At 76.3% G+C, this 23,964-nt stretch carries 18 protein-coding genes; 10 read left to right on the forward strand and 8 right to left on the reverse strand.

The window, feature by feature from the left end; all coding sequences use genetic code 11:
- Positions 1–47 precede the first annotated feature (47 nt).
- Entirely contained in the window at positions 48–845 is a 798-nt protein-coding gene (locus tag ABIE39_RS05825) for a maleylpyruvate isomerase N-terminal domain-containing protein (RefSeq protein WP_209827243.1), read from the forward strand.
- Positions 846–921: 76 nt separating this feature from the next.
- Here the strand turns inward: ABIE39_RS05825 and ABIE39_RS05830 are convergent, their stop codons facing one another.
- Both ABIE39_RS05830 and ABIE39_RS05835 read right to left on the reverse strand, forming a co-directional pair.
- A complete protein-coding gene (locus ABIE39_RS05830; protein ID WP_085388831.1) occupies positions 922–1,431 on the reverse strand; it encodes a DUF1003 domain-containing protein in 510 nt (169 codons plus the stop codon).
- Positions 1,424–2,764: a magnesium transporter MgtE N-terminal domain-containing protein gene (locus tag ABIE39_RS05835; RefSeq protein WP_085388346.1), complete on the reverse strand. Its 1,341-nt coding sequence runs from the start codon at positions 2,762–2,764 to the stop codon at positions 1,424–1,426. The genes ABIE39_RS05830 and ABIE39_RS05835 overlap by 8 nt, the downstream gene beginning before the upstream one ends.
- 155 nt (positions 2,765–2,919) lie before the next feature.
- Between ABIE39_RS05835 and ABIE39_RS05840 the strand changes: the two genes are divergently transcribed.
- Positions 2,920–3,702 carry a YflT domain-containing protein gene (locus ABIE39_RS05840; protein WP_354050806.1) on the forward strand — a complete coding sequence of 261 codons (783 nt, stop codon included), beginning with the start codon at positions 2,920–2,922 and terminating at the stop codon, positions 3,700–3,702.
- A 268-nt stretch (positions 3,703–3,970) separates the two neighbouring features.
- Here ABIE39_RS05840 and ABIE39_RS05845 read toward each other — a convergent pair whose 3' ends face one another.
- A complete protein-coding gene (locus ABIE39_RS05845; RefSeq protein ID WP_209827245.1) occupies positions 3,971–5,608 on the reverse strand; it encodes an aminopeptidase P family protein in 1,638 nt (545 codons plus the stop codon).
- Positions 5,605–6,501: an alpha/beta fold hydrolase gene (locus ABIE39_RS05850; RefSeq protein ID WP_175007925.1), complete on the reverse strand. Its 897-nt coding sequence runs from the start codon at positions 6,499–6,501 to the stop codon at positions 5,605–5,607. Before ABIE39_RS05850 ends, ABIE39_RS05845 begins: the two co-directional genes overlap by 4 nt.
- A gap of 117 nt (positions 6,502–6,618) precedes the next feature.
- On the opposite strand from ABIE39_RS05850, the gene ABIE39_RS05855 reads away from it, so the two are divergent.
- A complete protein-coding gene (locus tag ABIE39_RS05855; RefSeq protein WP_175007926.1) occupies positions 6,619–7,458 on the forward strand; it encodes a PHP domain-containing protein in 840 nt (279 codons plus the stop codon).
- Positions 7,459–7,465: 7 nt separating this feature from the next.
- Positions 7,466–8,098: a MarC family protein gene (locus ABIE39_RS05860; protein ID WP_061266900.1), complete on the forward strand. Its 633-nt coding sequence runs from the start codon at positions 7,466–7,468 to the stop codon at positions 8,096–8,098.
- 87 nt (positions 8,099–8,185) lie between these two features.
- On the opposite strand, the gene ABIE39_RS05865 is transcribed toward ABIE39_RS05860, so the two are convergent.
- Positions 8,186–10,012, reverse strand: a complete 1,827-nt coding sequence (locus ABIE39_RS05865; protein WP_354050808.1) for a chitinase — start codon at positions 10,010–10,012, stop codon at positions 8,186–8,188.
- A 139-nt stretch (positions 10,013–10,151) separates the two neighbouring features.
- On the opposite strand from ABIE39_RS05865, the gene ABIE39_RS05870 reads away from it, so the two are divergent.
- Positions 10,152–10,871: a FadR/GntR family transcriptional regulator gene (locus tag ABIE39_RS05870; protein WP_232423032.1), complete on the forward strand. Its 720-nt coding sequence runs from the start codon at positions 10,152–10,154 to the stop codon at positions 10,869–10,871.
- Positions 10,868–12,058 (forward strand): CynX/NimT family MFS transporter, encoded by a 1,191-nt coding sequence (locus ABIE39_RS05875; protein ID WP_051028539.1) that lies wholly within the window; start codon positions 10,868–10,870, stop codon positions 12,056–12,058. Before ABIE39_RS05870 ends, ABIE39_RS05875 begins: the two co-directional genes overlap by 4 nt.
- A 97-nt stretch (positions 12,059–12,155) precedes the next feature.
- On the opposite strand, the gene ABIE39_RS05880 is transcribed toward ABIE39_RS05875, so the two are convergent.
- The gene (locus ABIE39_RS05880; protein WP_209827249.1) at positions 12,156–13,823 is read right to left on the reverse strand and encodes a DEAD/DEAH box helicase; all 1,668 of its coding nucleotides are present in this window, start codon (positions 13,821–13,823) and stop codon (positions 12,156–12,158) included.
- Between the two features lie 242 nt (positions 13,824–14,065).
- On the opposite strand from ABIE39_RS05880, the gene ABIE39_RS05885 reads away from it, so the two are divergent.
- Positions 14,066–14,779 carry a ferritin-like fold-containing protein gene (locus ABIE39_RS05885; RefSeq protein ID WP_051028611.1) on the forward strand — a complete coding sequence of 238 codons (714 nt, stop codon included), beginning with the start codon at positions 14,066–14,068 and terminating at the stop codon, positions 14,777–14,779.
- A gap of 88 nt (positions 14,780–14,867) precedes the next feature.
- Here the strand turns inward: ABIE39_RS05885 and ABIE39_RS05890 are convergent, their stop codons facing one another.
- Both ABIE39_RS05890 and ABIE39_RS05895 read right to left on the reverse strand, forming a co-directional pair.
- Entirely contained in the window at positions 14,868–15,092 is a 225-nt protein-coding gene (locus ABIE39_RS05890) for a DUF3107 domain-containing protein (protein WP_034654117.1), read from the reverse strand.
- A 94-nt stretch (positions 15,093–15,186) separates the two neighbouring features.
- Positions 15,187–15,924 carry a TetR/AcrR family transcriptional regulator gene (locus ABIE39_RS05895; RefSeq protein ID WP_051028608.1) on the reverse strand — a complete coding sequence of 246 codons (738 nt, stop codon included), beginning with the start codon at positions 15,922–15,924 and terminating at the stop codon, positions 15,187–15,189.
- A 66-nt stretch (positions 15,925–15,990) separates the two neighbouring features.
- Here ABIE39_RS05895 and ABIE39_RS05900 point away from each other — a divergent pair, with 66 nt between their 5' ends.
- The 3 genes from ABIE39_RS05900 to ABIE39_RS05910 are packed head-to-tail and all read left to right on the forward strand — an operon-like array spanning position 15,991 to position 23,957.
- A complete protein-coding gene (locus ABIE39_RS05900) occupies positions 15,991–16,962 on the forward strand; it encodes a DUF3152 domain-containing protein (protein ID WP_354050812.1) in 972 nt (323 codons plus the stop codon).
- 57 nt (positions 16,963–17,019) lie between these two features.
- Positions 17,020–20,388, forward strand: a complete 3,369-nt coding sequence (locus tag ABIE39_RS05905) for a PD-(D/E)XK nuclease family protein (protein WP_354050814.1) — start codon at positions 17,020–17,022, stop codon at positions 20,386–20,388.
- Positions 20,385–23,957, forward strand: coding sequence for an ATP-dependent helicase (locus ABIE39_RS05910; RefSeq protein WP_502914834.1), 3,573 nt, complete (start codon positions 20,385–20,387; stop codon positions 23,955–23,957). Before ABIE39_RS05905 ends, ABIE39_RS05910 begins: the two co-directional genes overlap by 4 nt.
- The last annotated feature ends 7 nt before the right edge of the window (positions 23,958–23,964 follow it).

Genomic DNA, 23,964 nt, shown 5'->3' on the forward strand with positions numbered 1-23,964 from the left:
AGCCCCGTCGCACGACGAGCGTCGCGGATCGGGGCTACCGTGCACGGATGGACGCCCTGGCCTCCCTCGCGCGGGACAGCGAGCTGTTCGGCGACGCCGTGCGCAGCGCCCCGCCCGACGCGCGCGTCCCCGCGTGCCCCGAGTGGACGGGCGCCGACCTGCTCTACCACCTCGCCGAGGTGCAGGACTTCTGGGCGCGCGTCGTCGGCCCGGCTCCCGGGGAGGGGGTCGACGGCGACGAGGTCGAGCCGCTCGCGCGGCCGGCGTCCGACGCCGAGCTGCCCGCGCTGCTCCAGCGCTCGACGAGCCGGCTCGTCGCGGCGCTCACCGGTCGCGACCCCGACGAGCCGTGCTGGTCGTGGCACGACGACGGCCGGCACGTCGGCTGGGTGCTGCGACGCCAGGCGCACGAGGCGCTCGTCCACCGCGCCGACGCGGAGCTCACGGCCGGTCGCGACGTCACGCCCGCCGACCCGGCCGTCGCGGCGGACGGCGTCGACGAGGTGCTGTCCGTCATGGTGGACGGGGTGCCTGGCTGGGGCGTCTTCACGCCCGACGGCGCGACGGTGTCGGTCGTCGTCGACGGCCCGGGGGAGCGCCCGCGGAGCTGGGAGCTCGCGTTCGGGCGCTTCACGGGGACCGGTCCGGAGTCGGGGACGGCGTACGACCTCGACGTCGCGCAGCTCGTCGACCTGCCCGGCTCGACGACGACGCAGGTCTTCGGCCCGGCCTGGGCGCTCGACCTGTGGCTCTGGGGCCGTGGCCCGGCGGACGGGCTCGCCGTGGCGGGCGATCCCGCCCTCGCCGAGCGGCTGCGCCGGATCGCGGCGGAGGGCACGCAGTAGTGCTCGCGACGTCGACCCGAGAGGCCGAGGTCGGCCCTCGGGAGGTCGACGCGGGGACGGGCGGGCCGATCTCGGCTCAGCGGTCGGCGACCTCGTCGTCGGGCTGACGGGCCGTCTTCTCCTCCAGCTCCTCGAGCAGGTTGCGGATCTCGGACCGCACGAAGTCGCGCGTGGCGACCTCGCTCAGCGCGATGCGCAGCGCGGCCATCTCGCGCGCGAGGTACTCGGTGTCCGCGAGGTTGCGCTCCGCGCGCTGACGGTCCTGCTCCGCGGTGACGCGGTCGCGGTCGTCCTGACGGTTCTGGGCGAGCAGGATGAGCGGCGCGGCGTACGACGCCTGGAGCGAGAGCATGAGCGTGAGCGCGGTGAACCCGAACTCGGCGGAGTCGAACCGCAACCCCTCCGGGCCCCACGAGTTCCACGCGATCCACAGCGCGCAGAACACGGTGAGGTAGACGAGGAACCGCGGCGTGCCGAGGAAGCGTGCGATGCCCTCCGTCGAGCGGCCGACGGCGTCCTGGTCGACCTTGACGCGCGGGAAGAAGCTGCGGCGCGCGGTCTTCGGCGTGTCGAGGCGGTCAGCCACGGGCCACCCCCGCGGTGCCCGGCCGTCCGGGCGCGGCGGTGCGCGCGCGCCCGCTCGCGACGGCACGGCGCGCGGCCTCGGTGTCCTCGTCGTCGGTCTCGCGCCAGTCGTCGGGCAGCATGTGGTCGAGCACGTCGTCCACGCTGATCGCGCCGAGCAGGCGTTTCTCCGCGTCGAGCACGGGCACGCACAGCAGGTCGTAGGTCGCGAGGATGCGCGTCACGCGCCCGAGCGGCGCGTCGGGCGTCACGCCCTCGACGTCGGAGTCGAGCACCGAGCCGACGGCCGCGTGCGGGGGCTCGCGCAGCAGGCGCTGGAAGTGCGCGACGCCGAGGAACCGGCCCGTGGGCGTCTCGAGCGGCGGGCGCGCGACGAACACCATCGACGCGAGCGCGGGCGCGAGGTCCTTGCGGCGGATCTGCGCGAGCGCGGTCGCGATGGTGGTCTCCGGGCCGAGCACGACCGGGTCGGACGTCATGAGGCCGCCCGCGGTGTCCTCCGCGTAGGAGAGGAGCCGGCGCACGTCGCGCGCCTCGTCGGGCTCCATGAGCTCGAGGAGCTGGGCGGCCTGGGCCTCGGGGAGCTCGTGCAGGAGGTCGGCCGCGTCGTCGGGCTGCATCGCCTCCAGGACGTCGGCGGCGCGGTCGGTGTCGAGCCCGGAGAGGATCGCGACCTGGTCGTCCTCGGGCAGCTCCTCCAGGACGTCGGCGAGCCGCTCGTTGTCGAGCGCGCCCGCGACCTCGAGCCGGCGCGTGTCGCCGAGGTCGTGGATGACGTCGGCGAGGTCGGCGGGCTTGAGGTCGTCGTACGCGGCGAGGAGCATCGCGGCGCCCTGCGCCTCCGTGCTCCCGGCGAGCCCGGTCACGGCGTCGACGTCGACGACGAGCGCGTCGCCCCGCCGGCGCAGCCCGAGCGTGCCCTTGTGCTGCGCCTGGCGGCGCACGTACAGCTTGGTGACGAGCCAGTCGCCGGTCCGCTGGCGCTCGATCGCGAGGTCCTCGACCGTCGCCGAGCCCGACCCGTCGACGAACTGCACCGTGCGCTCCAGGAGCTCGCTCACGGCCAGCGTCTCCATGGCGCGCTGCTCGAACCGCCGCATGTTGACGAGCCCGGTGGAGATGACCTGGCCCGCGTCGATGCTCGTCACGCGCGTCAGGGGCAGGAAGACACGGCGTCGGCCGGGCACCTCGACCACGAGGCCCACCGCGCGCGGCGCCCCCTTCGGCCTGATGAGCACGACGACGTCCCGCACCCGCCCGACCTGGTCGCCGATGGGGTCGAACACGCTGGTCCCGGCCAGGCGCGCGACGAAGACGGTGGTGGCTGCACTCACGCCGCCAGCCTACGCACGCGCCCCGGTCGCCGCGCTCCGTCCCGACAGGTGGCGGGCGTCCCGAGCCGTCTCCCGGCCGCCTCCCCGTCGTCGTCGGCCGGTCGGGGCGGGGAGCGGCCCTCGCGCGCTCCGCCCGGGTAGGACAGACTGGGCGAATGAGCATGTCACGCCCGGGTGCCGTCCCCCGTGTCCCCACCCCGCCGCGCGGCGAGGAGGTGGCGTCGTACGCGACCTACCTCGAGGCGCAGAAGGCGGTCGACTTCCTCTCGGACAACAAGTTCGCGGTCGAGCTCGTGACGATCGTCGGCACCGACCTCAAGATGGTCGAGCGCGTGACGGGCCGCCTCACCTACGGTCGCGTCGCGATCGCGGGTGCCGCGTCCGGCGCGTGGTTCGGCCTCTTCGTCGGCCTGCTGCTCTTCATGTTCTCCGGCCAGGGCGGGTTCGTGCTCACCGCCGTCGGGATCGGCGCCGGGTTCGGCCTGCTCTTCTCGGTGCTGTCGTACGCGCTGACGCAGGGCAAGCGCGACTTCACGTCGCAGAGCCAGATCGTCGCCTCGTCCTACGGCATCCTCTGCGCGCCCGAGCGCGCGGGCGAGGCACGCCAGCTCCTGGGCCGCATGCCCGAGGGCGCGGGCGGCGTCCGCGCGCCCGCCGCGCCGGCCAACCCCGGCTGGGGCACCCCCGGCACCACGCCCCCCGCCGCGCCGCCCGCCTCGGTCCCGGAGCCCTCGGCGGGCGTCCCCGCCGCGGCCCCTCCGGCCGCGCCCCCGGCCCGCACGCCCGACCCGCGCTGGACGACGCCGACCGGCGAGCCGCGCTACGGCGCCATGCGTCCGACGTCGGACCAGCCGACCGACGCGCCGGCACCCGACGCGGGCCCCGGGTCGGCGCCCGCCCCCGGCACGCACCCGGACCAGCCCGAGCGCCCTGCCTGACCGAGCAGGCGTCCCCGGACCGGTGGGACGACGAAGGCCGACCGTCGGACGTCGTCGTCCGTCGGCCGGCCCTCGGCGGAAGCGCCGCTAGCGCTTCCGCGACTTCACTGCGGTCTCGGCAGCCCTCTCGCGCTTCTGGGCGCGCTTCTCCTTGATGGACATCGACGCTTCCTTCTTGATGCTCTTCGCCACGTGAGTTCACCTCCCCTCACCGGTGGATGAACGGGCCACCATAGCCCAGTTCCTCCGCCGGTGAGCCGGGCGCGACTCAGCCGCGCAGCCGCGCCATCCAGGCCTCGACGTCCTCGGGCCGACGGGGCAGCGCGGCCGACAGGTTCTCGTTGCCGTCGGCCGTGACGAGGACGTCGTCCTCGATGCGGACGCCGATGCCGCGGTACTCCGCCGGGACGGCCAGGTCGTCCGCCTTGAAGTACAGACCCGGCTCGATCGTGAAGACCATGCCCGGCTCGAGCACCCCGTCGAGGTAGAGCTCGCGCCGCGCCTGCGCGCAGTCGTGCACGTCGAGGCCGAGGTGGTGGCTCGTGCCGTGCACCATCCAGCGGCGGTGCTGCTGCCCCTCGGGCGAGAGCGACTCGGCGGCGCTCACCGGGAGCAGACCCCACTCCTCGAGGCGCGCGGCGATGACCTCCATCGCGGCGGCGTGCACGTCGCGGAAGCGCGCGCCCGGCACCGCGACGGCGAACGCGGCGTCCGCGGCGTCGAGCACGGCCTGGTACACGCGGCGCTGGACGTCGGTGAACTCGCCGTCGACGGGCAGCGTGCGCGTCACGTCGGCCGTGTAGAGCGAGTCGACCTCGACGCCCGCGTCGAGCAGCACGAGCTCGCCGGTCCGCACGACGCCGTCGTTGCGGATCCAGTGCAGCGTCGTCGCGTGCTCGCCGGCTGCGGCGATCGTCTCGTAGCCGACCGTGTTGCCCTCGAGGCGCGCGTGGGCGTCGAACGTCGTCTCGATGACGCGCTCGCCGCGACGGTGCCCGAGGGCGCGCGGCAGGCTCCGCACGACCTCCTCGAAGCCCGCGATCGTCGCCGCGACGGCCTCGCGCATCTGCTCGACCTCGTGCGCGTCCTTGACCAGGCGCAGCTCGGAGACCGCCTCGACGAGCGCGGCGTCCGTGCGGCGGTACGCGGCCTCGGCGCGCGCGAGCCACTCGGCCTCGCTGAGCTCTTGGTCCTCGGCGGCCTCGTCGACGCCCGCCTCCGCGCGGATCGCCTCGACGAGCGCCTCGACGGCCTCGTCCGCGCCCGCGACGACGAGGAGCATCACCCCGCCGGCGCCGACGTCCTTCGCGAGCGCGTCACGCAGCTCGTCGACGTGCCGCGCCTCCACGCCGGTCGCGGTCGTGACGTCGTCGAGCGACGGACGCGCGCCGACCCAGAACTCGCCGTACCGCGCGTCCGCGTAGAACTCCTCGGTGTCGCGCGCCGCGAGCGGGCGGACGTAGAGCACGGCGTGGTGGTCGGACCCGGCGTCCCCGGTGCCCGGCTCCACGGGGTGCAGCACGAGCACCGCGTCGGGCTCCTGGTCCGTGCCGTAGCCCGTGAGGTGCGCGAACGCCGAGTGCGGGCGGAAGCGGTAGTCCGTGTCGTTCGACCGCGTCTTGAGCGGGCCGGCGGGCACGACGAGGCGCGCGCCCGGGAACCGGGCCGACAGCGCGGCGCGGCGCGCGACGGTGAACGGGGCGGCCGGCAGCGGCTCGACGTCGAGCGCGGCGCGCGGCGCCCAGCCGCTCGTGATGAAGGCCTTGAACGCGTCGGAGTCCGGGCGCTGGGAGCGGTTGCTCCCGCGCGCGGCCAGGTCCTGGGTCTCGCCGGGACCGGCGTGCTCGGTGGCCTGGTCGGGCGTCTCGGACGGGGGCGCGGGCGTGACGGGGGTGGCGTCGGTCATGCCCCCAGTCTCGCACCGCGCACGCGGCCGAAGTCCGCGAGCGCGCGCCCGAGCACGCGGTTGAAGGCCTCGGGGGCCTCGCTGTTGACGTCGTGGCCGGCGCGCGGCACGACGACGAGCGCCGCGTCCGCGGCCGCCGCGAGGTAGCGCTGCTCGTCGAGGCGCATGTGGTCGCGCGCGCCGTTGACGAGCCACACCGGGACGTCGACGTCGCGCACGTGGGCGAGCCACGAGCGGCCCGCGAGCTGGGTGAGCGCGTCGGTGACGACGTGCCAGCCGGGCGCGACCGGCGTGGGGGGCCCGGCGTCGGCCGGCCCGGCCAGCGCGTACGAGGACGCGGCACCGCCCGGCAGGCCGCGCCCGCCGCGGGCGATCGTGCCCCACGCGGTCGCGGTCGTGCGCGCGGCCCAGCGGGCGCCGCGGCCGACGGCGCCGCCCCCGGCGACGACGAGGCGCGCGACGTCGCGGTACAGCGCGACCGGCTTGCCCTTGGGGTCGGACGTGCAGGCCGCGGCGACCACACCCGCGAGGTTGGCGGGGCGGCGGGCCGCCCAGGCGAGCGACGTGTAGCCGCCGAGCGAGAGGCCGACGAGCGCGACGCGGCGGTCGGGGCCGAACGACGCGGCCGCCTCGTCGAGCACCTCGAAGGAGCGGTCGAGCGTGAAGCGCTCGTGCGCGCGGGCGCCGTGCGCGGGCAGGTCGACCGCGACGGTGTCGTGGCCGAGTGCGCGCACGTGCTCGACCTGGTGGTCCCAGATCGCGCCCGAGGTGCGCATGCCGTGGACGAAGACCACCGCGGGCGGAGCCTGCGCGGGGTCGGGGGACGTCGGCGTCGAGGGGGTCGTGGGGGAGGTCGTCGCGGGGGCTGCCGTGGGGGGCGTCGTGAGGGTCATCGCTCCTGACCATGGCACCCGAGCCTGGGACGGCCGTGGTGAGGCGCCGGGCCCCGTGTGGACATCGTGTGGGGGTCCGGTGCCGTCCTGCCCGGGCGTCGTCACTATCCTGGACCCGTGCGCATCGACCTCCACACCCACTCGACCGTGTCCGACGGCACGGACGCACCGGGAGGGGTCGTCGAGGCCGCCGCCGCGGCCGGTCTCGACGTCGTCGCGCTCACCGACCACGACACGACGGCGGGCTGGGCGCAGGCGACGGACGCGGCGCTCGCGCACGGGGTCGCGCTCGTGCGCGGTGCGGAGATCTCGGCCCGCTCCGGCGGTATCAGCGTGCACGTGCTGTCCTACCTGCACGACCCGGCGCACGCCGCCCTCCTGGCCGAGCTCGACCGCACGCGCGACGCGCGCACGAGCCGGGCCCGGCGGATGGTCGACCTCATCGCCGAGGACTACCCGATCACGTGGGAGGATGTGCTCGCCCAGACCGTCGCGGGGACGACGATCGGGCGACCGCACATCGCCGACGCGCTCGTCGCGGCCGGGCTCGCGCCCGACCGCTCCGCCGCGTTCGCGACCATCCTCGCCACGGACACCCCGTACTACGTGCCCCACTACGCGCCCGACGCCGTCGTGGCCGTGCGCGGGATCCGCGCCGCGGGCGGCGTGCCCGTCTTCGCCCACCCGGGCGCGGACGGTCGCGGCCGCGTCGTGGCCGACGCCGTGATCGAGGAGATGGCCGAGGCGGGGCTCGCCGGGCTCGAGGTGTTCCACCGCGACCACGACGAGCGTCAGCGTGCACGGCTCGAGGACCTGGCCCGGACCCTGGGCCTGTTCGTCACCGGGTCGAGCGACTACCACGGGGCCGGCAAACCGAACCGGCTCGGGGAGAACACGACAGCACCGACCGTGCTGGAGCAGATCGAGGAGCTGGGACAGTTGGACGTGATCCGATGATCGGACGATGAGCGAGTTCTTCGACGTCCGGCTCTTCACGGAGGTCTTCGTCACCCTGTTCGTCATCATGGACCCGCCCGGCACGGTGCCGGTGTTCCTGGGCCTGACGAGCGCGATGGGTGCCAAGCAGCGCAACCAGGCGGCGCGCACCGCGATCCTCGTGGCGTTCGGCGTAATCGTCGCGTTCGCGGTGTTCGGCCAGCAGATCCTCAACTACATGCACATCTCGCTGCCCGCGCTCCAGACGGCGGGCGGCCTGCTGCTGCTCCTCGTGGCGATGGAGCTGCTCACCGGGAAGATGGAGGAGCCGCAGCCGTCGGGCAACAAGGGCGTCAACGTCGCGCTCGTGCCGCTCGGGACGCCGCTGCTCGCCGGCCCGGGTGCGATCGTCGCGACGATGGTCTTCGTGCAGCGCGCGGGGGAGCGCGGCGGGGGCGTCGCCGAGTGGGTCGCCATCGCAGCGGGCGTCGTCGCGGTGCACGTGTGCCTGTGGCTCTCGATGCGCTTCGCGAACGTCATCAACCGCGTCCTCGGCGACTCGGGCACGATCCTCGTGACGCGGATCGCCGGTCTGCTCCTCGCGGCCATCGCCGTCCAGCTCGTGGCCGACGCCGTCATCGAGTTCGTCCAGACCGCCTGACCCGCGGCCCGTCGTCGCGGACGACCGGCGTCCGGGGCGGTGGCCCCGGACGCCGGTCGCCGTTCGCGGTCGCGCGCTCGTGGTCGGTCAGGGCCAGTACGCGTCGAAGGCCCGGGAGAACTCTCCGCCGTTGAAGCGGTCCCAGTTGATCGACCACGTCATGAGGCCGCGCAGCCCCGGCCAGCGCCCGTGGGTCCGGTACGACCCGCAGCCCGTGCCCTTCGTGAGGCAGTCCAGGGCCTGGGTGACCTGCGCGGGCGGGGTGTGGCCGTTGCCCGCCTGCGTGCTGGCCGGCAGGCCGATCGCGACCTGGTCGGGGCGGAGCGGGGGGAACATCTTCGTCGTGTCGCGCGCGACCGGGAAGCCGGTGAGCAGCATGTCCGTCAGCGCGACGTGGAAGTCCGCCCCGCCCATCGAGTGGTACTGGTCGTCGAGCCCCATGATCGGCCCCGAGTTGTAGTGCTGGACGTGGAGCAGCGTCAGGTCGTCGCGCAGGGCGTGGATCACCGGCAGGTAGGCGCCGCAGCGCGGGTCCTGGCCGCCCCACGGGCCGGAGCCGTAGAACTGGTAGCCGTTCTGGACGAAGAAGGTCTCCGGCGCCATCGTCAGCACGAAGTCGTCGCCGTAGCGCGCGGTGAGCGACTTGAGCGCGGAGACGAGGTTGACGATCACGGGGGTGGTCGGGGCGCGGAAGTCCGTGTCGCCCGGGTTCAGGTACAGCGAGTGCCCCTCGAAGTCGATGTCGACCCCGTCCAGCCCGTAGGTGTCGATGATCGAGCTCACGGAGGCGACGAACGCGTCGCGCGCGGCGGTCGTCGTGAGCTGGACCTGGCCGTTCTGCCCGCCGATCGAGAGGAGCACCTTCTTCCCGGCCGCGCGCTTCGCGGCGACGGCGGCCTTGAACTCCGCGACCGACTCCACGTTCGGGCACTCGGTCCGCGGGCAGAGGCTGAACCGGATGTCGCCGGACGTGACGCTCGTCGGCTCGCCGAACGCGAGGTTGATGACGTCCCACGAGTCCGGGACGTCCGCCATGCGGACGTAGCCCGACCCGTTGGCGAACGACGTGTGCAGGTAGCCGACGAGCGCGTGCGCCGGCAGCCCGGCGCCGGGTCCGCCGCCGGTGCCGCCGGTCGCCGTGGTGACGGCGACGGCGGCGGAGCGGGGTGACTCGCCCGCGGCGTTGGTCGCGGTGACCTGGAAGGAGTAGGCGGTGGCGGCGGTGAGCCCGGAGACGGTGGTGGACGGGGCCGCGGTCGCGGCGACGCGGGTGCCGTCGCGGTAGACGGCGTAGCCGGTGGCGCCGGCCACGGCACCCCAGGTGAGGGGCACGCTCGTGGCGGTGGGCGTCCCGGCGGTCAGACCGGTGGGGGTCGCGGGCGGCTGCGCCGTGCCGCCGCCCGGACCCACGAGGCTGACGTCGTCCACGAGGTAGGCGGGCTGGCCGTACCAGCCGTGCACGAAGACCGTCGCGGTCGTCGCCGTCGCGGTCGTCGTGAAGGTCACGCTGAGCCGTTGCCAGGTCGGTGCCGAGGGCGTCCAGGTGGTGACGTCCTGCGCCGTCGCGCCGCTCGCCCCGAGGTACGCGTAGGAGCCCTGGACCCACGCGCTGAGCGTGTAGGTCGACGAGGGTCGGACGGCGACGGTCTGCGAGCAGCGCGCGTTGTCCGTCCCGGCGGGCGTGGCCCGGAGCGCCCCGCTGCCGGTGCGGACCGGGCTCGTGGCCGGCTGCCCCGTGGAGCCGGAGCAGGTCCACCCGGACAGCCCGGACTCGAACCCGCCGTTGACGGCGAGCTCGGTGTCCGCGGCCGCGGCGGTCGTGGTGCCGGTGAGGAGCGTCCCGACGAGCGTGGCGGAGGCGACCAGGGCGAGGAGGCTGCGCCGTCGTCGGGGTCGTGACGCGGTGGGGTCCATGGTGGTCTCGCTTTCGTCGTCGAAGGAGCGGTCCTGTCGCAAGGTCCTCGCGGTGCCGCGCGCTGGTCAACCCCCGTACGCGGGACCCCGTACGCCCGCTGCGCCGCCCGCGCCAAACAGGGGATGTTAGGTTCTTTCGGTGAACCAGCCGATCATGCCTCCCCGCAAGGTGTCGGAGCTCGTCGTCGAACGGCTCACGGAACGCGTCGAGCGCGGGGAGTGGCCCGTCGGCACCCGTATCCCGCCGGAGCCCGAGCTCGTCGCCGAGCTCGGCGTCGGGCGCAACACGGTGCGCGAGGCCGTGCGCGCGCTCGAGCACGCCGGGATCCTCGAGCCGCGCCGCGGCGACGGCACCTACGTGCGCGCGGCCGACGGGCTCGACGCCGCACTGACCCGGCGGGCCCGGACCACGGACGCGCTCCACGTGCTCGAGGTGCGCGAGATCCTCGAGCGCGGTGCGGCGCGTGCCGCTGCCGGGCGGGCCGACGCCGTCGCCCTCCGCCGCCTCGACGCGGCCCTCGCCGCCCAGGTCGCGGCACGCGACGGGGACGAGCAGGCCTTCCAGGCCGCCGACGTCGCCTTCCACGGCGAGGTCGTGCGCGCCGGGGGCAACCCCCTGCTCGCCGACCTCTACGGAGGCCTCGACCACGCGCTCGTCCGCACGCTCCCCTCCGGCGGGCAGCGTCGGCACCACCGCGACGTCCCCGGTCACGAGGAGGTCGTCGCGGCGATCCGGGCGGCCGACGCCGACGCGGCCGAGGCCGCCGTCGTCGCGACGATCGACGCCGTGCGGGCGCAGCTCGTCGAGGCCGCCGCGGACCGTCCCGGTCGCAGCGACGCCGGGGAGGCCGAGGCGTGAGCGGGCTGCGCAGGCCGCTGGGGCTGGCCGCCGTCGTCGCGATCGTCCTCGCGGCGCTCAACCTCCGCCCCGCCGTCGTCGCGATCTCGCCCGTGCTCGGCGAGATCCGCACGGACCTGGGCCTCAGCGCGACGGCGGCGGGCGTGCTCACGACGCTCCCCGTCCTGTGCTTCGGGCTCCTCGCGCCGCTCGCGCCCGTGCTCGCGCGGCGCTGGGGGCTCGAGCGGGCGCTCTTCGTGAGCCTCGTCCTGCTGTGCGTCGGGTTCGCGCTGCGCCTCGTGCCCTCGACCGCGGGGCTGTTCGCCGGGACGGTGGTCGCCGGGTGCGCGATCGGGCTCGGGAACGTGCTGCTGCCCGCGCTCATCAAGCGCGACTTCGCCGACCGCATCGGCCTCATGACCGGCCTCTACTCGATGGCGCTCTCCGGCGGGGCGGCGCTCGCGGCGGGCCTGACCCTGCCGGTCGCGTCGGCGGCCGGTCTCGACTGGCGCGGCGCGCTCGCGACCTGGGGCGTCCTCGCCGTGCTCGGGGCGCTCGTGTGGGTGCCGCGCGCGCTGCGGCCCGACCCCTCCGGCACGGTGGCGTTCGGACCCGGCGCGGGGCCGGCCGCCGCGCGGTCGGCGGTGTGGCGCAGCCCGCTCGCCTGGGCGGTCACCGTCGTCATGGGCATGCAGTCGCTGTCGTTCTACGCGGTCAACGCCTGGCTGCCCGAGATCATGGTCGCGCTCGGCCGGACGCCGGAGGTGGGCGGCTGGCTCCTCGCGCTGTGCAACCTCGCGGGGATCGTCGGCTCGTTCGTCACCCCGGTCCTCGCCGGGCGCATGCCGCGCCAACGCGGCATCGGCCTCGTGCTCGTGGTCCTCGTCGGCTCAGGGCTGCTCGGGCTCGCCGTCGCGCCCGGCGGCGCGGCGCTCTGGGTCCTGCTGGTCGGCCTCGGGCAGGGTGGCGGGATCAGCCTCGCGCTCACTCTCATGGCGCTGCGGGCGCGCGACGCCGCGCACACGTCCGAGCTCTCCGGCATGGCGCAGAGCGCCGGCTACCTGCTCGCCGCGACCGGTCCGCTCGGCCTCGGGCTCGCGCACGACGTCACGGGCGCGTGGACGCTCCCGCTCCTGCTCCTCGTCGCCGCGGCGGCCGTCCAGGGCGTCGCGGTGTGGTTCGCCGGGCGTGACGCGCACGTGCACTGACCCGGACGCGACGAACCCCGGGCCGCGTCCCCACGGCCTGGTGACAGTGGGGCGCGACCCGGGGTTCGTCGTCGGGCTCGGGAACCGCCGGGAGCGACTACTCCGCGGGCTGGGCGGTCGCCTCGGCGGCGCCGCCCTGCTGCTCGACCGGACGGCCGCCGCGCGTGCGGCGGCGGCTGCGGGACCGACGACGGCGCTCGCCGCCCTCGGTCGCCGGGGCGCCCTCGGTCGCCTCGGTGCGCTCGCCCTCGGCACGAGCGCTCGTGCGCTCGGTCTCGCCGCGACGCCCGCCGGAGCGGCCCTGGCCGCCGGACCGGCCCCGCTCGCCGTCGGACCGGCCGCGGCCGCCGTCGGACCGGTCGCCCTGGCGCCCGCGCGACCCGCCCGCGGGCGTGTGCCGCTTGCCGGTCTCGCCGAGGTCCTCGATCTCCTCCGCCTCGAGCCCGGCGAGCGTGCGCCGCTCCTTGGGGAGACGGCCCTTCGTGCCCTCGGGGATGTGCAGGTCGGTGTACAGGTGCGGCGAGCTCGAGTACGTCTCGACCGGCTCGGGGATGCCGAGGTCGAGGGCCTTGTCGATGAGCGACCAGCGGGGGATGTCGTCCCAGTCGACGAACGTCACCGCGGTGCCCTTGTTGCCCGCGCGGCCGGTGCGGCCGGTGCGGTGCAGGTACGTCTTCTCGTCCTCCGGGCACTGGTAGTTCACGACGTGGGTGACGTCCTCGACGTCGATGCCGCGCGCCGCGACGTCCGTCGCGACGAGCACGTCGATCTTGCCGTTGCGGAACGCGCGCAGCGCCTGCTCGCGCGCGCCCTGCCCGAGGTCGCCGTGGATCGAGCCGGCCGCGAACCCGCGGTCGACGAGCTCGTCCGCCACCTTCGCGGCGGTCCGCTTGGTCCGGGCGAACACGATGGTGCGCCCGCGGCCCTCGGCCTGGAGGATGCGCGCGAGCATCTCGACCTTGTCCAGCGCGTGCGCGCGGTAGACGACCTGCTCGATGTTCTTGACCGTCTGGCCGCCGTCGTCGGGGTCGTTCGCGCGGATGTGCGTCGGCTGCTTCATGTAGCGGCGCGCCATCGAGACGACGGCGCCCGGCATGGTCGCCGAGAAGAGCATCGTGTGGCGCTGCGCGGGCGTGCGCGCCAGGATCTTCTCGACGTCCGGGAGGAACCCGAGGTCGAGCATCTCGTCCGCCTCGTCGAGGACCACGGTCGCGGCGCGCGTGAGGTTGAGGTGGCCCTGGTTCATCAGGTCGATCATGCGGCCGGGCGTGCCGACGACGACCTCGACGCCGCGCGTCAGCGCCTCGACCTGCGGCTCGTAGGCGCGACCGCCGTAGAGCTGGACGATGCGCACCGAGCGGCGCTTCGAGGCCGTGGTGAGGTCGTTCGCGACCTGGACGGCGAGCTCGCGCGTCGGGACGACGACGAGCGCCTGCGGCTTGCCGGGGGAGGGCAGCTCGTCGAAGCCTGGCTCGCCCGGGGCGACGACGCGGTGCAGCAGCGGCACGCCGAAGCCGAGGGTCTTGCCGGTACCGGTCTTGGCCTGGCCGATGATGTCGTGGCCGGACATGGCGACCGGGAGGGTCATCGCCTGGATGGGGAACGGCTGGACGATGCCCGCGTCGGAGAGAGCGTCGACGATCTCCTGGCGGACGCCGAAGTCCGCGAAGGTCGTGTTGTCCGCGTGGACGCTGGCGGCGACGGACGTCGCGTCCGCGCTCACGTCCGGCGTCGCGTCGGTGGTGGTGGCGTCTGTGGTGGTCACTGGTGCCTCTGTCTCGTTCGGGCACGCGCGACCGTCGGCGGGCCCGTCGGGGCCCGGAGCCGGGGAGGTTCCCGGTCGCGGTCGTGCGCACCTCGTGGCCGGCAGCCGATCGTGGGATGTCGTGGCCAGGCCCGCGCTGCGGACCGTGCCGTGCCGTCGTCGTACGCGTGACGAGCGTGAGGTCTGGACGACCGGGCAACCGATGTACGTCGGCCATGATATCGGAGAACTATCCTGGCCCGATGAGCGACGCCGAGCACGCGAGCCCCACGACCCTGCCCCCGGCGGACCACACCGACGCGGTGGAGCTGCTCGGCCTCGTCGCGTACACCGAGCTCGCGAGCTTCGGGCGCCTCGCGGGCGACGCCGCGCACGCCCCCACGCTGCGCCAGCGCCAGGCCCTGTCCCGCCTCGCGGCTGCGATGCTCGACCGGCAGGAGCGCGTGCTCGTGCGCGTCGAGGAGCTGGGCGGTGACCCGGCGGACTGCATGACCCCGTTCGACGGCCTGTTCGACGACTTCGACGCGCGCACGAAGCCCAGCACGTGGTGGGAGGGCATCCTCAAGGGCTACGTGGGCCAGGGCGTCGCGGACGACTTCTGCCTCCTCGCGGCCCAGGGTCTCGACGAGCGCTCGCGCGACGTCGTCGTGGAGGCGCTCACGCACGACACCCCCTCGCAGCGCTACGCCCCGGTCATCGCCGAGGTCGCCGCCGAGGACCCGGTGCTCGCGTCGCGCCTCGCGCTGTGGGGGCGGCGGCTCGTCGGCGAGGCGCTCGGCGTCGTCGGCGACGTGCTGTCGCGGCGTCCCGCGCTCGCCCGGCTCGTGGCGGCGGGGGCCGAGCCGGTCGCCGCGGGCGGCGGCAGCGGGCCCGCGCCCGCGACCCAGTCCTGGGTGTTCGCGCGCCTCACGGCGGAGCACTCCCGGCGGATGGACCGGCTGGGCCTGGCGGCATGACGAGACCGCCGCCGCGCCCAGGGGGCGCGGCGGCGGCACGTGGCGGTCGGGTCCCGACGCTCGGGGCCCGGCGCTCAGACCTTGCGGCTCAGAGGGAGCCGAAACCGACCCGGCGCTGCTCCTCGGTGCCGATCTCGACGTAGCCGAGCGACGCCGTCGGGACGATCACGCGGCGACCGCGCGAGTCGGTGAGCTCGAGGGCGGGGGCGCCGCCGAGCGCGTCGGCGACCGCGGTGGCCACGGCCTCGGCGGTCAGGTCCGTGTCGACGACGATCTCACGGGCCAGGTTCTGCACACCGATCGTGACTTCCACTCAGCTCTCCTCACAGCGGCTGCGCCAGGCGCAGCGACGACGGGCCTCGGGCCGCCGGTGGGCGTCCCACCGGCGACAACGCGATCGATAGTAGTCAGATTCCCGTCGCCGACCCGTCGGGCGCGCTGAGGGAGCCCGACGGTGGCCGCCGCAGCATGCCGCGCACCCCGCGCCACACGAGGCGCGGCACGAGCCGGGTGACGTCGTCGGCCGTCGCGCCGCCGTCCGGCCGTACGACCTCCGTCGCGGCGGCCCGCCCGACGGCGGTGCACGTCCGGGCGACGACGAGCGCCTCGTCGGCGTCGAGGTCCGTGATGCGCACGAGGACGTCGGCGAACGCGCCGGCGATCGTCGTGTCGGGCGCGAGCACGCGCGCCCGGACGACCGGGTCCCGCATGACGTCGGACTCGAAGAGCAGCGCGGCCGAGCGGCCCGCCGCGCGCGCGTACGCGACGTAGGCCCGCACGATGCCCTCGATCACGGCGAGGCCGTCGACCGCCAGGGCGTCGGGGTCGCCCGCGGGCGTCCCGGGCGCCGGGTCGCGGAAGGGGTCCAGGGTCGCGTGCACGGCGCCCACGAGGCGGTCGCCCTGGTCGTCGACGATCGCGAGGTAGAGGTCGAGCTTCGACGGGAAGTGCCGGTACAGCACGGGCTTGCCGACCCCGGCGCGGTCGGCGATGTCGTCCATCGAGATGTGGTGGTAGCCGTGGGAGGCGAAGAGCTCCTCGGCGATGGTGAGGAGCTGCGCGCGGCGCTCGTCGCGCGGCATCCGGGTGCGCAGCCCGGGGGGAGCCGCGGCCGCGCCGCGCGTGCGTCCCTCGGTGGCTCCCATGGGGGGAGGATACGGAAACCGCGCTTCGTGTCGACCGTGCGTCGCGAGGAGTGGGACGATGGGCGGGTGCCCGACAGACATACCCCCCCGAACCGCCTCTCGAGCGCCCGTGCGGGGCGCCGTACGACGGGTCTGCGGCACGGCGCCGCCGTGGCCGCGTGCCTCGTCGTCGGCCTGGGCGGCGGTGCGGCGACGGCGGAGGTCTGGGACCTGGGCGGGGCGGCGAGCACCGAGGCCGCTCCCGCCGCCGACGCCCGGGTGGATCCACCGGTCCCCGAGCGCGACGAGACCGCGGCGGTGAGCCGGTCGTCCGTGGAGCGCGCGGGCGCCGTCGAGCAGGGCCCGGGCCTCCTCGGCCCGATCGCGCCGCGCCCGGACGCGATCACCGCGCCCGAGCCCGCGCCCGCCCCGACGACGACGCCGGAGCCCGTCGTGGAACCGGCACCGGTCGAGGCGCCCGAGGCTCCGGTCGCGGAGCCCGGCTCCGGTCTGCTCGGGACGGTCGTCGTCGCGCCGGACCTCGGCGGCTCGCTCGTCGTCGTGCCGGGGGAGAGCCCGGCGCCCGGGAGCGGCACGGTCCGCTCCGTCCGGGTGGAGGTCGAGGCCGGGCTCCCCGTCGACGGCGAGGTGTTCGCCGCCGCGGTGCTCGCCACGCTCAACGACCCGCGCGGCTGGTCGGTCCCCGACGGCGTGACGTTCTCCCGGACGGCCGCCGACGACGCGTCCATCCGGGTCGTGCTCGCGAGCCCCGCCACGACCGACCGCCTGTGCGCCCCGCTCGCGACCGAGGGCCGCTACTCGTGCGGGAACTCGGTCACGGGTGCTGCCGTGCTGAACTTCGAGCGCTGGGTCCTCGGGGCGCCGGACTTCGGCGACGACCTCGCCACGTACCGGCAGTACCTCGTCAACCACGAGGTCGGGCACGTGCTCGGCCACGGCCACGAGGACTGCCTCGCGCCGGGCGCCGTGGCCCCGGTGATGGTCCAGCAGTCCATCTCGGCCCAGGGCTGCCTGACCAACGGCTGGCCCGTCCCGTAGTCCCGCGCGTCGCGCGCCCGCCCGGCGGTGTGGGTGGCGCGTGATGGGATCGGGTCCGTGCCCCGGACGACGACCGCCCCCCGCCTCGTCGCGCGGCCTCGCGAGCTCGAGGCCGACGCGGTGCTCGACGACTCCCAGCGCGCGGCGATCACCGCCGCGGCCGGGCCCGGGGCGACTCTCGTGGTGGGCGCGCCGGGCACGGGCAAGACCCTCGTCGCGCAGGAGGTCGTGCTCGCGGCCCTGCGCGACGGCGTCGCGCCCGAGCGCGTGCTCCTCCTCGCCGCGTCGCGCCGTGCCGCGGCCGCGCTCCGCGACCGCCTGTCGGACCGCGCGCGCCGCACCGTCGGCGCGCCCCTCGTGCGCACCGCCGCGTCCGCGGCCTTCGCCGTCCTGCGGGAGCGCGCGGCCGCGCTCGGCGAGCCCGTCCCGACGCTGATCTCCGGGCCGGAGCAGGACCTCGTGCTCGCCGAGCTCCTGGAGGGCCACCTCGACGGCGGTCTCGCGCACCTCGGCACCCCGCTCGCGCTGCCCGCGGGCCTGCCGGAGGAGGCGCTCGGCCTCCGCGGGCTGCGCCAGGAGCTCCGCGACCTCCTCATGCGCGCGGCGGAGCGCGGCCTGACCCCGGCCGACCTCGCCGCGCTCGGCGAGCGCTACGAGCGCCCGGAGTGGTCGCTCGGTGCCCAGCTCTACGCGGAGTACCTCGACGTCACCGCGCTGCGCACCGGGACACCCGACTCCGGGTCGCGGTTCGACCCGGCGATCGTGGTCGACGAGGCGGCGGAGGCGCTGCTCGCGTGGGACGACGAGGTGCCCGACGCCGCCCGGCCGCGCTGGGACCTCGTCGTCGTCGACGACTACCAGGAGGCGACGGTCGCCACCGCGCGCCTCCTGCACGTGCTGCACGACGACGGCGCGCGCCTCGTGCTGCTCGGGGACCCGGACGCGGCGGTGCAGACGTTCCGCGGCGCGAGCCCGGGGCTCGTGGGCCGCGCGTCCGCCCCCGCCCGCCGGGACGGCGCGCGCCGGGGCGAGCTGGGCGCGCGCGTCGCCGTCCTGGGCACGGCGTGGCGCCAGAGCGCTGCGCTGCGCGAGGTGACGCGGCGCGTGACCGCGCAGGTCGGCACCGTCGCCGGGGCCGTGCACCGTGGTGCCGCACCGCGGGACGCCGGCGAGCAGGTGGGTGAGGAGGCCGACGGCGGTCCCGGTGCCCCGCCCGTGCAGGTGGCGGTGCTCTCGGCCGTCGCGCAGGAGGCAGCGTTCGTCGCTCGGGAGCTGCGCGCGGAGCACCTGCTGCACGGCACCCCCTGGCACCGGATGGCCGTCGTCGCGCGCACGGGGACGCGGCTCGCGGCGCTGCGCCGCGAGCTCGTCGCCGCCTCGGTCCCCGTGACGCTGCTCGGCTCCGACGTCCCGCTGCGCGACGAGCCGGCGGTCGCGCCGCTCCTCGCCGCGGTCCGCGTGTGCGTCGCCGACGCGGAGGACCTCGAGGCCCTCGACCCGTTCACGGCGGCGGCGCTGCTCACGTCGCCCGTCGGCGCGCTCGACGTCGTCGCGCTGCGTCGCCTGCGCCGGGCGCTGCGGGCCGAGGAGCTCGAGGGCGGGGGCGGGCGCTCGTCCGACGCGCTGCTCGTCGAGCTGCTCCTCGACCCGGCGCGCGCCGCGACGCTGCCGCCCACGGTGCGCCGCGGGCCGGTCGCGGTCGCGCGCGCTCTCGCCGCAGGACGCGCGGCGGCCGCCGAGCCCGGCGCGACCGCGCAGACGGTGCTGTGGGCGGTGTGGGCCGCGACCGGTCTCGCGGAGCGGTGGCGGTCGGCGGCGCTCGACGGCGGTCCCGCCGGGGCGCGCGCGGACCGTGACCTCGACGCGGTGCTCGCGCTGTTCCGCGCCGCGGAGACGTTCGTCGACCGCATGCCGGGCGCCCCCGCCGGAGCGTTCGTCGAGTACCTCGCCTCGCAGGACCTGCCCGCCGACTCGCTCGCGGCGAGCGCGAGCGGGGCCGACGCCGTGGCGGCGCTCACCCCCGCCGGTGCTGCCGGGCGCGAGTGGGAGGTCGTCGTGGTGGCGGGCGTCCAGGACGGCGTGTGGCCCGACCTCCGGCTGCGCGACTCGCTGCTCGGCTCGCAGGCGCTCGTCGAGCTCCTCGCCGGCCGCGCGCAGGACGCGCACGGGGTCGGCTCGCAGGCGCGCGCCCAGGTGCTCGCGGACGAGCTGCGGGCGTTCGTCGTCGCGACGTCGCGCGCGACGCGTCGCCTCGTCGTGACGGCCGTGCAGGACGCGGAGGAGGCGCCGTCGGTGTTCTGCGACCTCGTCGTGCCGCCGTCGGCACCCGAGGGTCCCGGGGGCACGGACGGCTCGGGAGGCCCGGACGGCGCCGACGGTCCCGGCGGGCGTGGTGGTCCGCAGGACGGGCCGGTCGAGCCCGCCGAGCGGCGGCACGTGCGCGTCGGTGCCCCGCTCGACCTGCGCGGGCTGGTCGCCGCGGCCCGTGGCGTCCTCGTCGAGACGGCGGCGCGCGAGGCAGGCGGGGCCGGGGCCCCCGGGCCGGACGAGCGCGCGGTCGCGGCGGCGACGCTCCTGGCGGACCTCGGGGCGCTCGGCGTCGCGGAGGCCCGCCCGGAGACGTGGTACGGCGTCGCGGGGGTGTCGAGCACGGCACCGCTGCGCGGTGCGGAGGAGACGGTCACCGTGTCGCCGTCGAAGGTCGAGACGGTCTCGACGTGCCCGCTGCGCTGGTCGCTCGAGGCGGCCGGCGGGACGGCGCCCGACGCGACGCACCAGAGCCTCGGCACGCTCGTCCACTCCATCGCCGAGAGCCACCCGTCCGGGTCGCTCGCCGAGCTGCGCGCGGAGCTCGACCGCCGGTGGGCGGAGCTCGCGCTGCCCGACGGCTGGCCCGCGCGCCAGCTCCGTCGCCGCGCCGAGCGCATGGTCGAGAAGCTCGCGGCCTACGTCGCGCAGGCGGGCGAGCCGCTCCTCGTCGAGCCGTCGTTCGACGTCACCGTCGGCCGCGCCCGGCTGCGCGGCACGATCGACCGCGTCGAGGCGGCGGGGGACGGCAAGGTCCGCGTCGTCGACCTCAAGACCGGTCGGCGCACCGCGACGAAGGCGGAGGGCGCGGAGCACCCCCAGCTCGGGGCCTACCAGCTCGCGGTCGAGGCGGGTGCGCTCGACGTGCCGGAGGGCACGCGCAGCGCGGGCGCGCAGCTCGTGTACGTCGGGAGCACCCACGTGGGCCCGGCCGTCGTGGCGCAGCCGGCGCTCGAGCCGGAGCCCGACGGGTCGAGCTGGGCGCGCGACCTCGTCGACGAGGCCGCCGGCACCATGTCGGCGGCGACGTTCACCGCCCGCCAGAACGGGCTGTGCGAGATGTGCCCCGTGCGCCGGGCGTGCCCGGTGCAGCCCGAGGGCAGGAGGGTGGTGGCGTGAGCAGCGAGCTGTTCGAGCTCCCGGAGGCGGGCGCGAGCGGGTCGACGGTGCGCCTGGTCGCGGCCGACGGGCTCCCGGTCGAGAGCGAGGACGCGGGGGGCGACGAGCACCGGGCGGCGGAGCCGCCACGGCCGACGCTCTCCGCGACCCGGATCGCCGACCTCCTCGGACGTCCCCGCCCGACCCCGGAGCAGGTCGAGGTGATCGAGGCGCCGCTCGAGCCGACGCTCGTCGTCGCCGGGGCCGGCTCGGGCAAGACGGAGACGATGGCGGCGCGCGTCGTCTGGCTCATCGCGAACGAGCTCGTCCCCCCGGACGCGGTGCTGGGCCTCACGTTCACGCGCAAGGCGGCGGGCGAGCTCGCGGAGCGCGTCCAGGTGCGGCTCGCCCAGCTCGCGCGCGCCCGGGGCGGCGCGGCCTCGGCGCTCTCGCTGCTCGACCGGCCGACCGTCGCGACGTACAACGCGTACGCCGCGTCGCTCGTCGGCGACCACGGGCTGCGCGTCGGCGTCGAGCCGGGGGCCCGCCTGCTCGGTGAGGCGCAGCAGTGGCAGCTCGCGTCGGAGGTCGTGGAGTCCTGGGACGACGACCTGGGCACCGACCGCGCCCTGAGCACGGTCGTCGCGGCGGTGCTCGGGCTCTCCGGCGCGCTCGGCGAGCACCTCCTCGACCCCGCCGAGGCGCGGGACCGCCTGGCCGAGATCGTCGAGCAGCTCGACGCGCTCCCGCTCGGGCCGCGGCAGAGGGCCCGGACGAAGGAGGTCGAGAAGCTCGTCGGCGACGTCGCGGAACGGGTCCGGCTGCTCGACGTCGTCGCGGAGTACCGCCGCCGCAAGCGCGCGACCGACTCCCTCGACTTCGGCGACCAGGTGGCGCTCGCGGCGCGGCTCGCGCGCGAGGTGCCGGTCGTGGGGGAGACCGAGCGGGCCCGGTTCCGCGTCGTGCTCCTCGACGAGTACCAGGACACGTCGCACGCGCAGGTCGAGCTCCTCGCGGGGCTGTTCGGCGGCGGGCACCCCGTGACGGCCGTGGGCGACCCGCACCAGTCGATCTACGGGTGGCGCGGCGCGAGCGCGGGCGGCCTCGCGCGGTTCCCCGACCGCTTCCCGCGCGCGGGGGGCGACCGCTCGGCCGTGCGCTTCCTCTCGACGTCGTGGCGCAACGACGCCGCCGTCCTCGCGGCGGCGAACGTCACCGCCGGCCCGCTGCGCGGTGCCGTCGCGGGTGGGCGGGGCGACCGGGTCGAGGTGCCGCCGCTCGCGCTGCGCCCTGACGCGGGCCCGGGCGCGGTGGCTGCGCACGTGGCGGCCACCGCCGAGGAGGAGGCCGCGGCCGTGGCCGAACGCGTCGCCGCGCGGTGGCGCCCGGCGAGCGCGCCCGGGGGACGCGTCACCGCGGCCGTGCTGTGCCGCAAGCGCAGCCAGTTCGCGGCGGTCGAGGTCGCGCTGCGGCGGCGCGGGCTGCCCGTGGAGGTCGTCGGCCTCGGCGGGCTGCTCACGACGCCCGAGGTCGTCGACGTCGTCGCTCTGCTCGAGGCCGTGCACGACCCCTCGCGCGGCGACGCGCTCGTGCGGCTCCTCACCGGGCCGCGGCTCAACCTCGGTGCGGCCGACCTGCACGCGCTCGGGAGCCGCGCGGCGGACCTCGCGCGGCTCGAGGGCGCGCTGGGCTCGCGCCGTCGCGCCTCCGCCGCGGAGGACACCGAGTCGGGGCTCGTGGTGGTCGAGGGGGACGTCGCCGACCACCGCTCGATCGTCGACGCGCTCGACGACCTGCCGGACCCGGGCGAGCCTGCCGCGGACGGGCGCACGCTCTCCGCCCAGGGTCACGCACGGCTCTCGGCGCTCTCGCGGACCCTGCGCGCGCTGCGCGGTCTCACGTACCTGTCGCTCCCGGAGCTCGTCGTCGAGGCGGAGCGGGCCCTCGGCCTCGACGTCGAGGCCGTGACGAACGAGGCGTTGCTCGCGTCGCGGCGGCTCGTCGACCCGGAGGCCGTGAGCGACCGGGCCCGCGAGCACCTCGACGCGTTCCGCGACGTCGCCGCGACGTTCACGCAGACGGCGGACGTCGTGACGCTCGGGGCGTTCCTCGCGTGGCTCGGGGTCGCCTCGACGCGGGAGAACGGCCTCGACCTGCCCGTGCGGGAACCCGACCCGGACGCGGTGCAGGTCATCACCGCGCACGCCGCGAAGGGCCTCGAGTGGGACGTCGTCGTCGTGCCCGGTCTCGTGGACGGCGTGTTCCCCACGACGGCCGAGTCGTCGTCGGGCGTGCGCGCGGACAGCGGCTGGCTCACCGACGTGAGCCAGCTCCCGTACCCGCTGCGCGGCGACGCCGCCGACCTGCCCGAATTCCGCTTCGACCTCGCGGCGGACACGAAGGAGCTCGTGGCGCGGCGCGACGAGTTCCGCGCGGCGAGCGGCGAGCACCAGCTCGCCGAGGAGCGACGCCTCGCCTACGTGGCCTTCACGCGGGCGCGCCGCGAGCTGTACCTCACGGCGTCCTGGTGGCAGACGGGGTCGCGCCCGCGCGCGCTGTCGCCGTTCCTCGTCGAGCTCGTCGAGGCGGGGATCGTGACGGCCGACGGGTGGTCGGCCCCGCCCGGTCCCGACGACTCCAACCCGCTCGAGGACGTCGAGGTGACCGGCACGTGGCCCGTGCCCGACGACGCTCCCGGCGGGTCGGCGCGGTCCGTCCTGCGGGACACCGCGGCGGCCGTCGAACGCGCGGCGGTCGAGCGTGCGGCGGTCGAGCGGGCCGCGGCGGAGCGCGCCGCGTCGGTCGGGGCAGAGGCGTCCGACACCGCGCGAGGTCAGAGGACCGCCGACGACGCGAGCGGCCCCGCCGGGCTCACGGCGCCCTCGGGAGTCCTCGTCGACGCCGAGGGTCGCGACCTCGTGGCGCTGGCACGCGTCCTGCTCGCGGAGCGTGCCGAGCGCTCGGGCCGGGAGGTCGAGCTGCCGGCGCACGTCTCGGCGTCGAGCCTCGTCCGGCTCGCGGCGGACCGCGACGAGTACGCGCTGCACCTGCGCCGCCCGGTCCCGGTGGAGCCCACGGTCCACGCGCGCCGGGGCACCCGGTTCCACCTGTGGGCCGAGCGCTACTTCACGACGTCGTCCCTGCTCGACGTCGAGGACCTCCCCGGGGCGGACGACGACGACCTCGACCCCGACGCCGACCTCGAGACGCTCCAGCGGACGTTCCTGGCCTCGGAGTGGGCGACGCGCACGCCCGTCGCCGTCGAGGTCGACGTCGAGACGCCCGTCGGGTCGACGGTCCTGCGGTCGCGCATCGACGCGGTGTTCCCCGAGCTCCCCGAGCACGCGAGCGGGGCGCGTGACGCCGTCGTGGTCGTCGACTGGAAGACGGGGCGCGCGCCGTCGGACCCGGAGGCGCGCAGCGTGCGCGAGGTGCAGCTCGCCGTCTACCGGCTCGCGTGGTCGCGCTGGACGGGGGTGCCGCTCGAGAAGGTGAACGCCGCGTTCTACTACGTCGCCTCCGACGAGACCGTGCGTCCGCGCCGCCTGCTGGGCGAGGCCGAGATCGAGGCGCTGCTGGTCGCCGACTGAGCCGGCG

Origin of the sequence: Cellulosimicrobium sp. 4261 (assembly GCF_040546915.1) — a bacterium.
Classification (GTDB): domain Bacteria; phylum Actinomycetota; class Actinomycetes; order Actinomycetales; family Cellulomonadaceae; genus Cellulosimicrobium; species Cellulosimicrobium cinnabarinum.

Bases quoted from the DNA above. Each gene is read 5' to 3' on its own strand.
- ABIE39_RS05850 (WP_175007925.1), bottom strand. From the start codon at position 6,501: ATGACCCTCACGACGCCCCCCACGGCAGCCCCCGCGACGACCTCCCCC.
- ABIE39_RS05865 (WP_354050808.1), bottom strand. From the start codon at position 10,012: ATGGACCCCACCGCGTCACGACCCCGACGACGGCGCAGCCTCCTCGCC.
- ABIE39_RS05825 (WP_209827243.1), top strand. From the start codon at position 48: ATGGACGCCCTGGCCTCCCTCGCGCGGGACAGCGAGCTGTTCGGCGAC.
- ABIE39_RS05840 (WP_354050806.1), top strand. From the start codon at position 2,920: ATGAGCATGTCACGCCCGGGTGCCGTCCCCCGTGTCCCCACCCCGCCG.
- ABIE39_RS05845 (WP_209827245.1), bottom strand. From the start codon at position 5,608: ATGACCGACGCCACCCCCGTCACGCCCGCGCCCCCGTCCGAGACGCCC.
- ABIE39_RS05885 (WP_051028611.1), top strand. From the start codon at position 14,066: ATGAGCGACGCCGAGCACGCGAGCCCCACGACCCTGCCCCCGGCGGAC.
- ABIE39_RS05895 (WP_051028608.1), bottom strand. From the start codon at position 15,924: ATGGGAGCCACCGAGGGACGCACGCGCGGCGCGGCCGCGGCTCCCCCC.
- ABIE39_RS05860 (WP_061266900.1), top strand. From the start codon at position 7,466: ATGAGCGAGTTCTTCGACGTCCGGCTCTTCACGGAGGTCTTCGTCACC.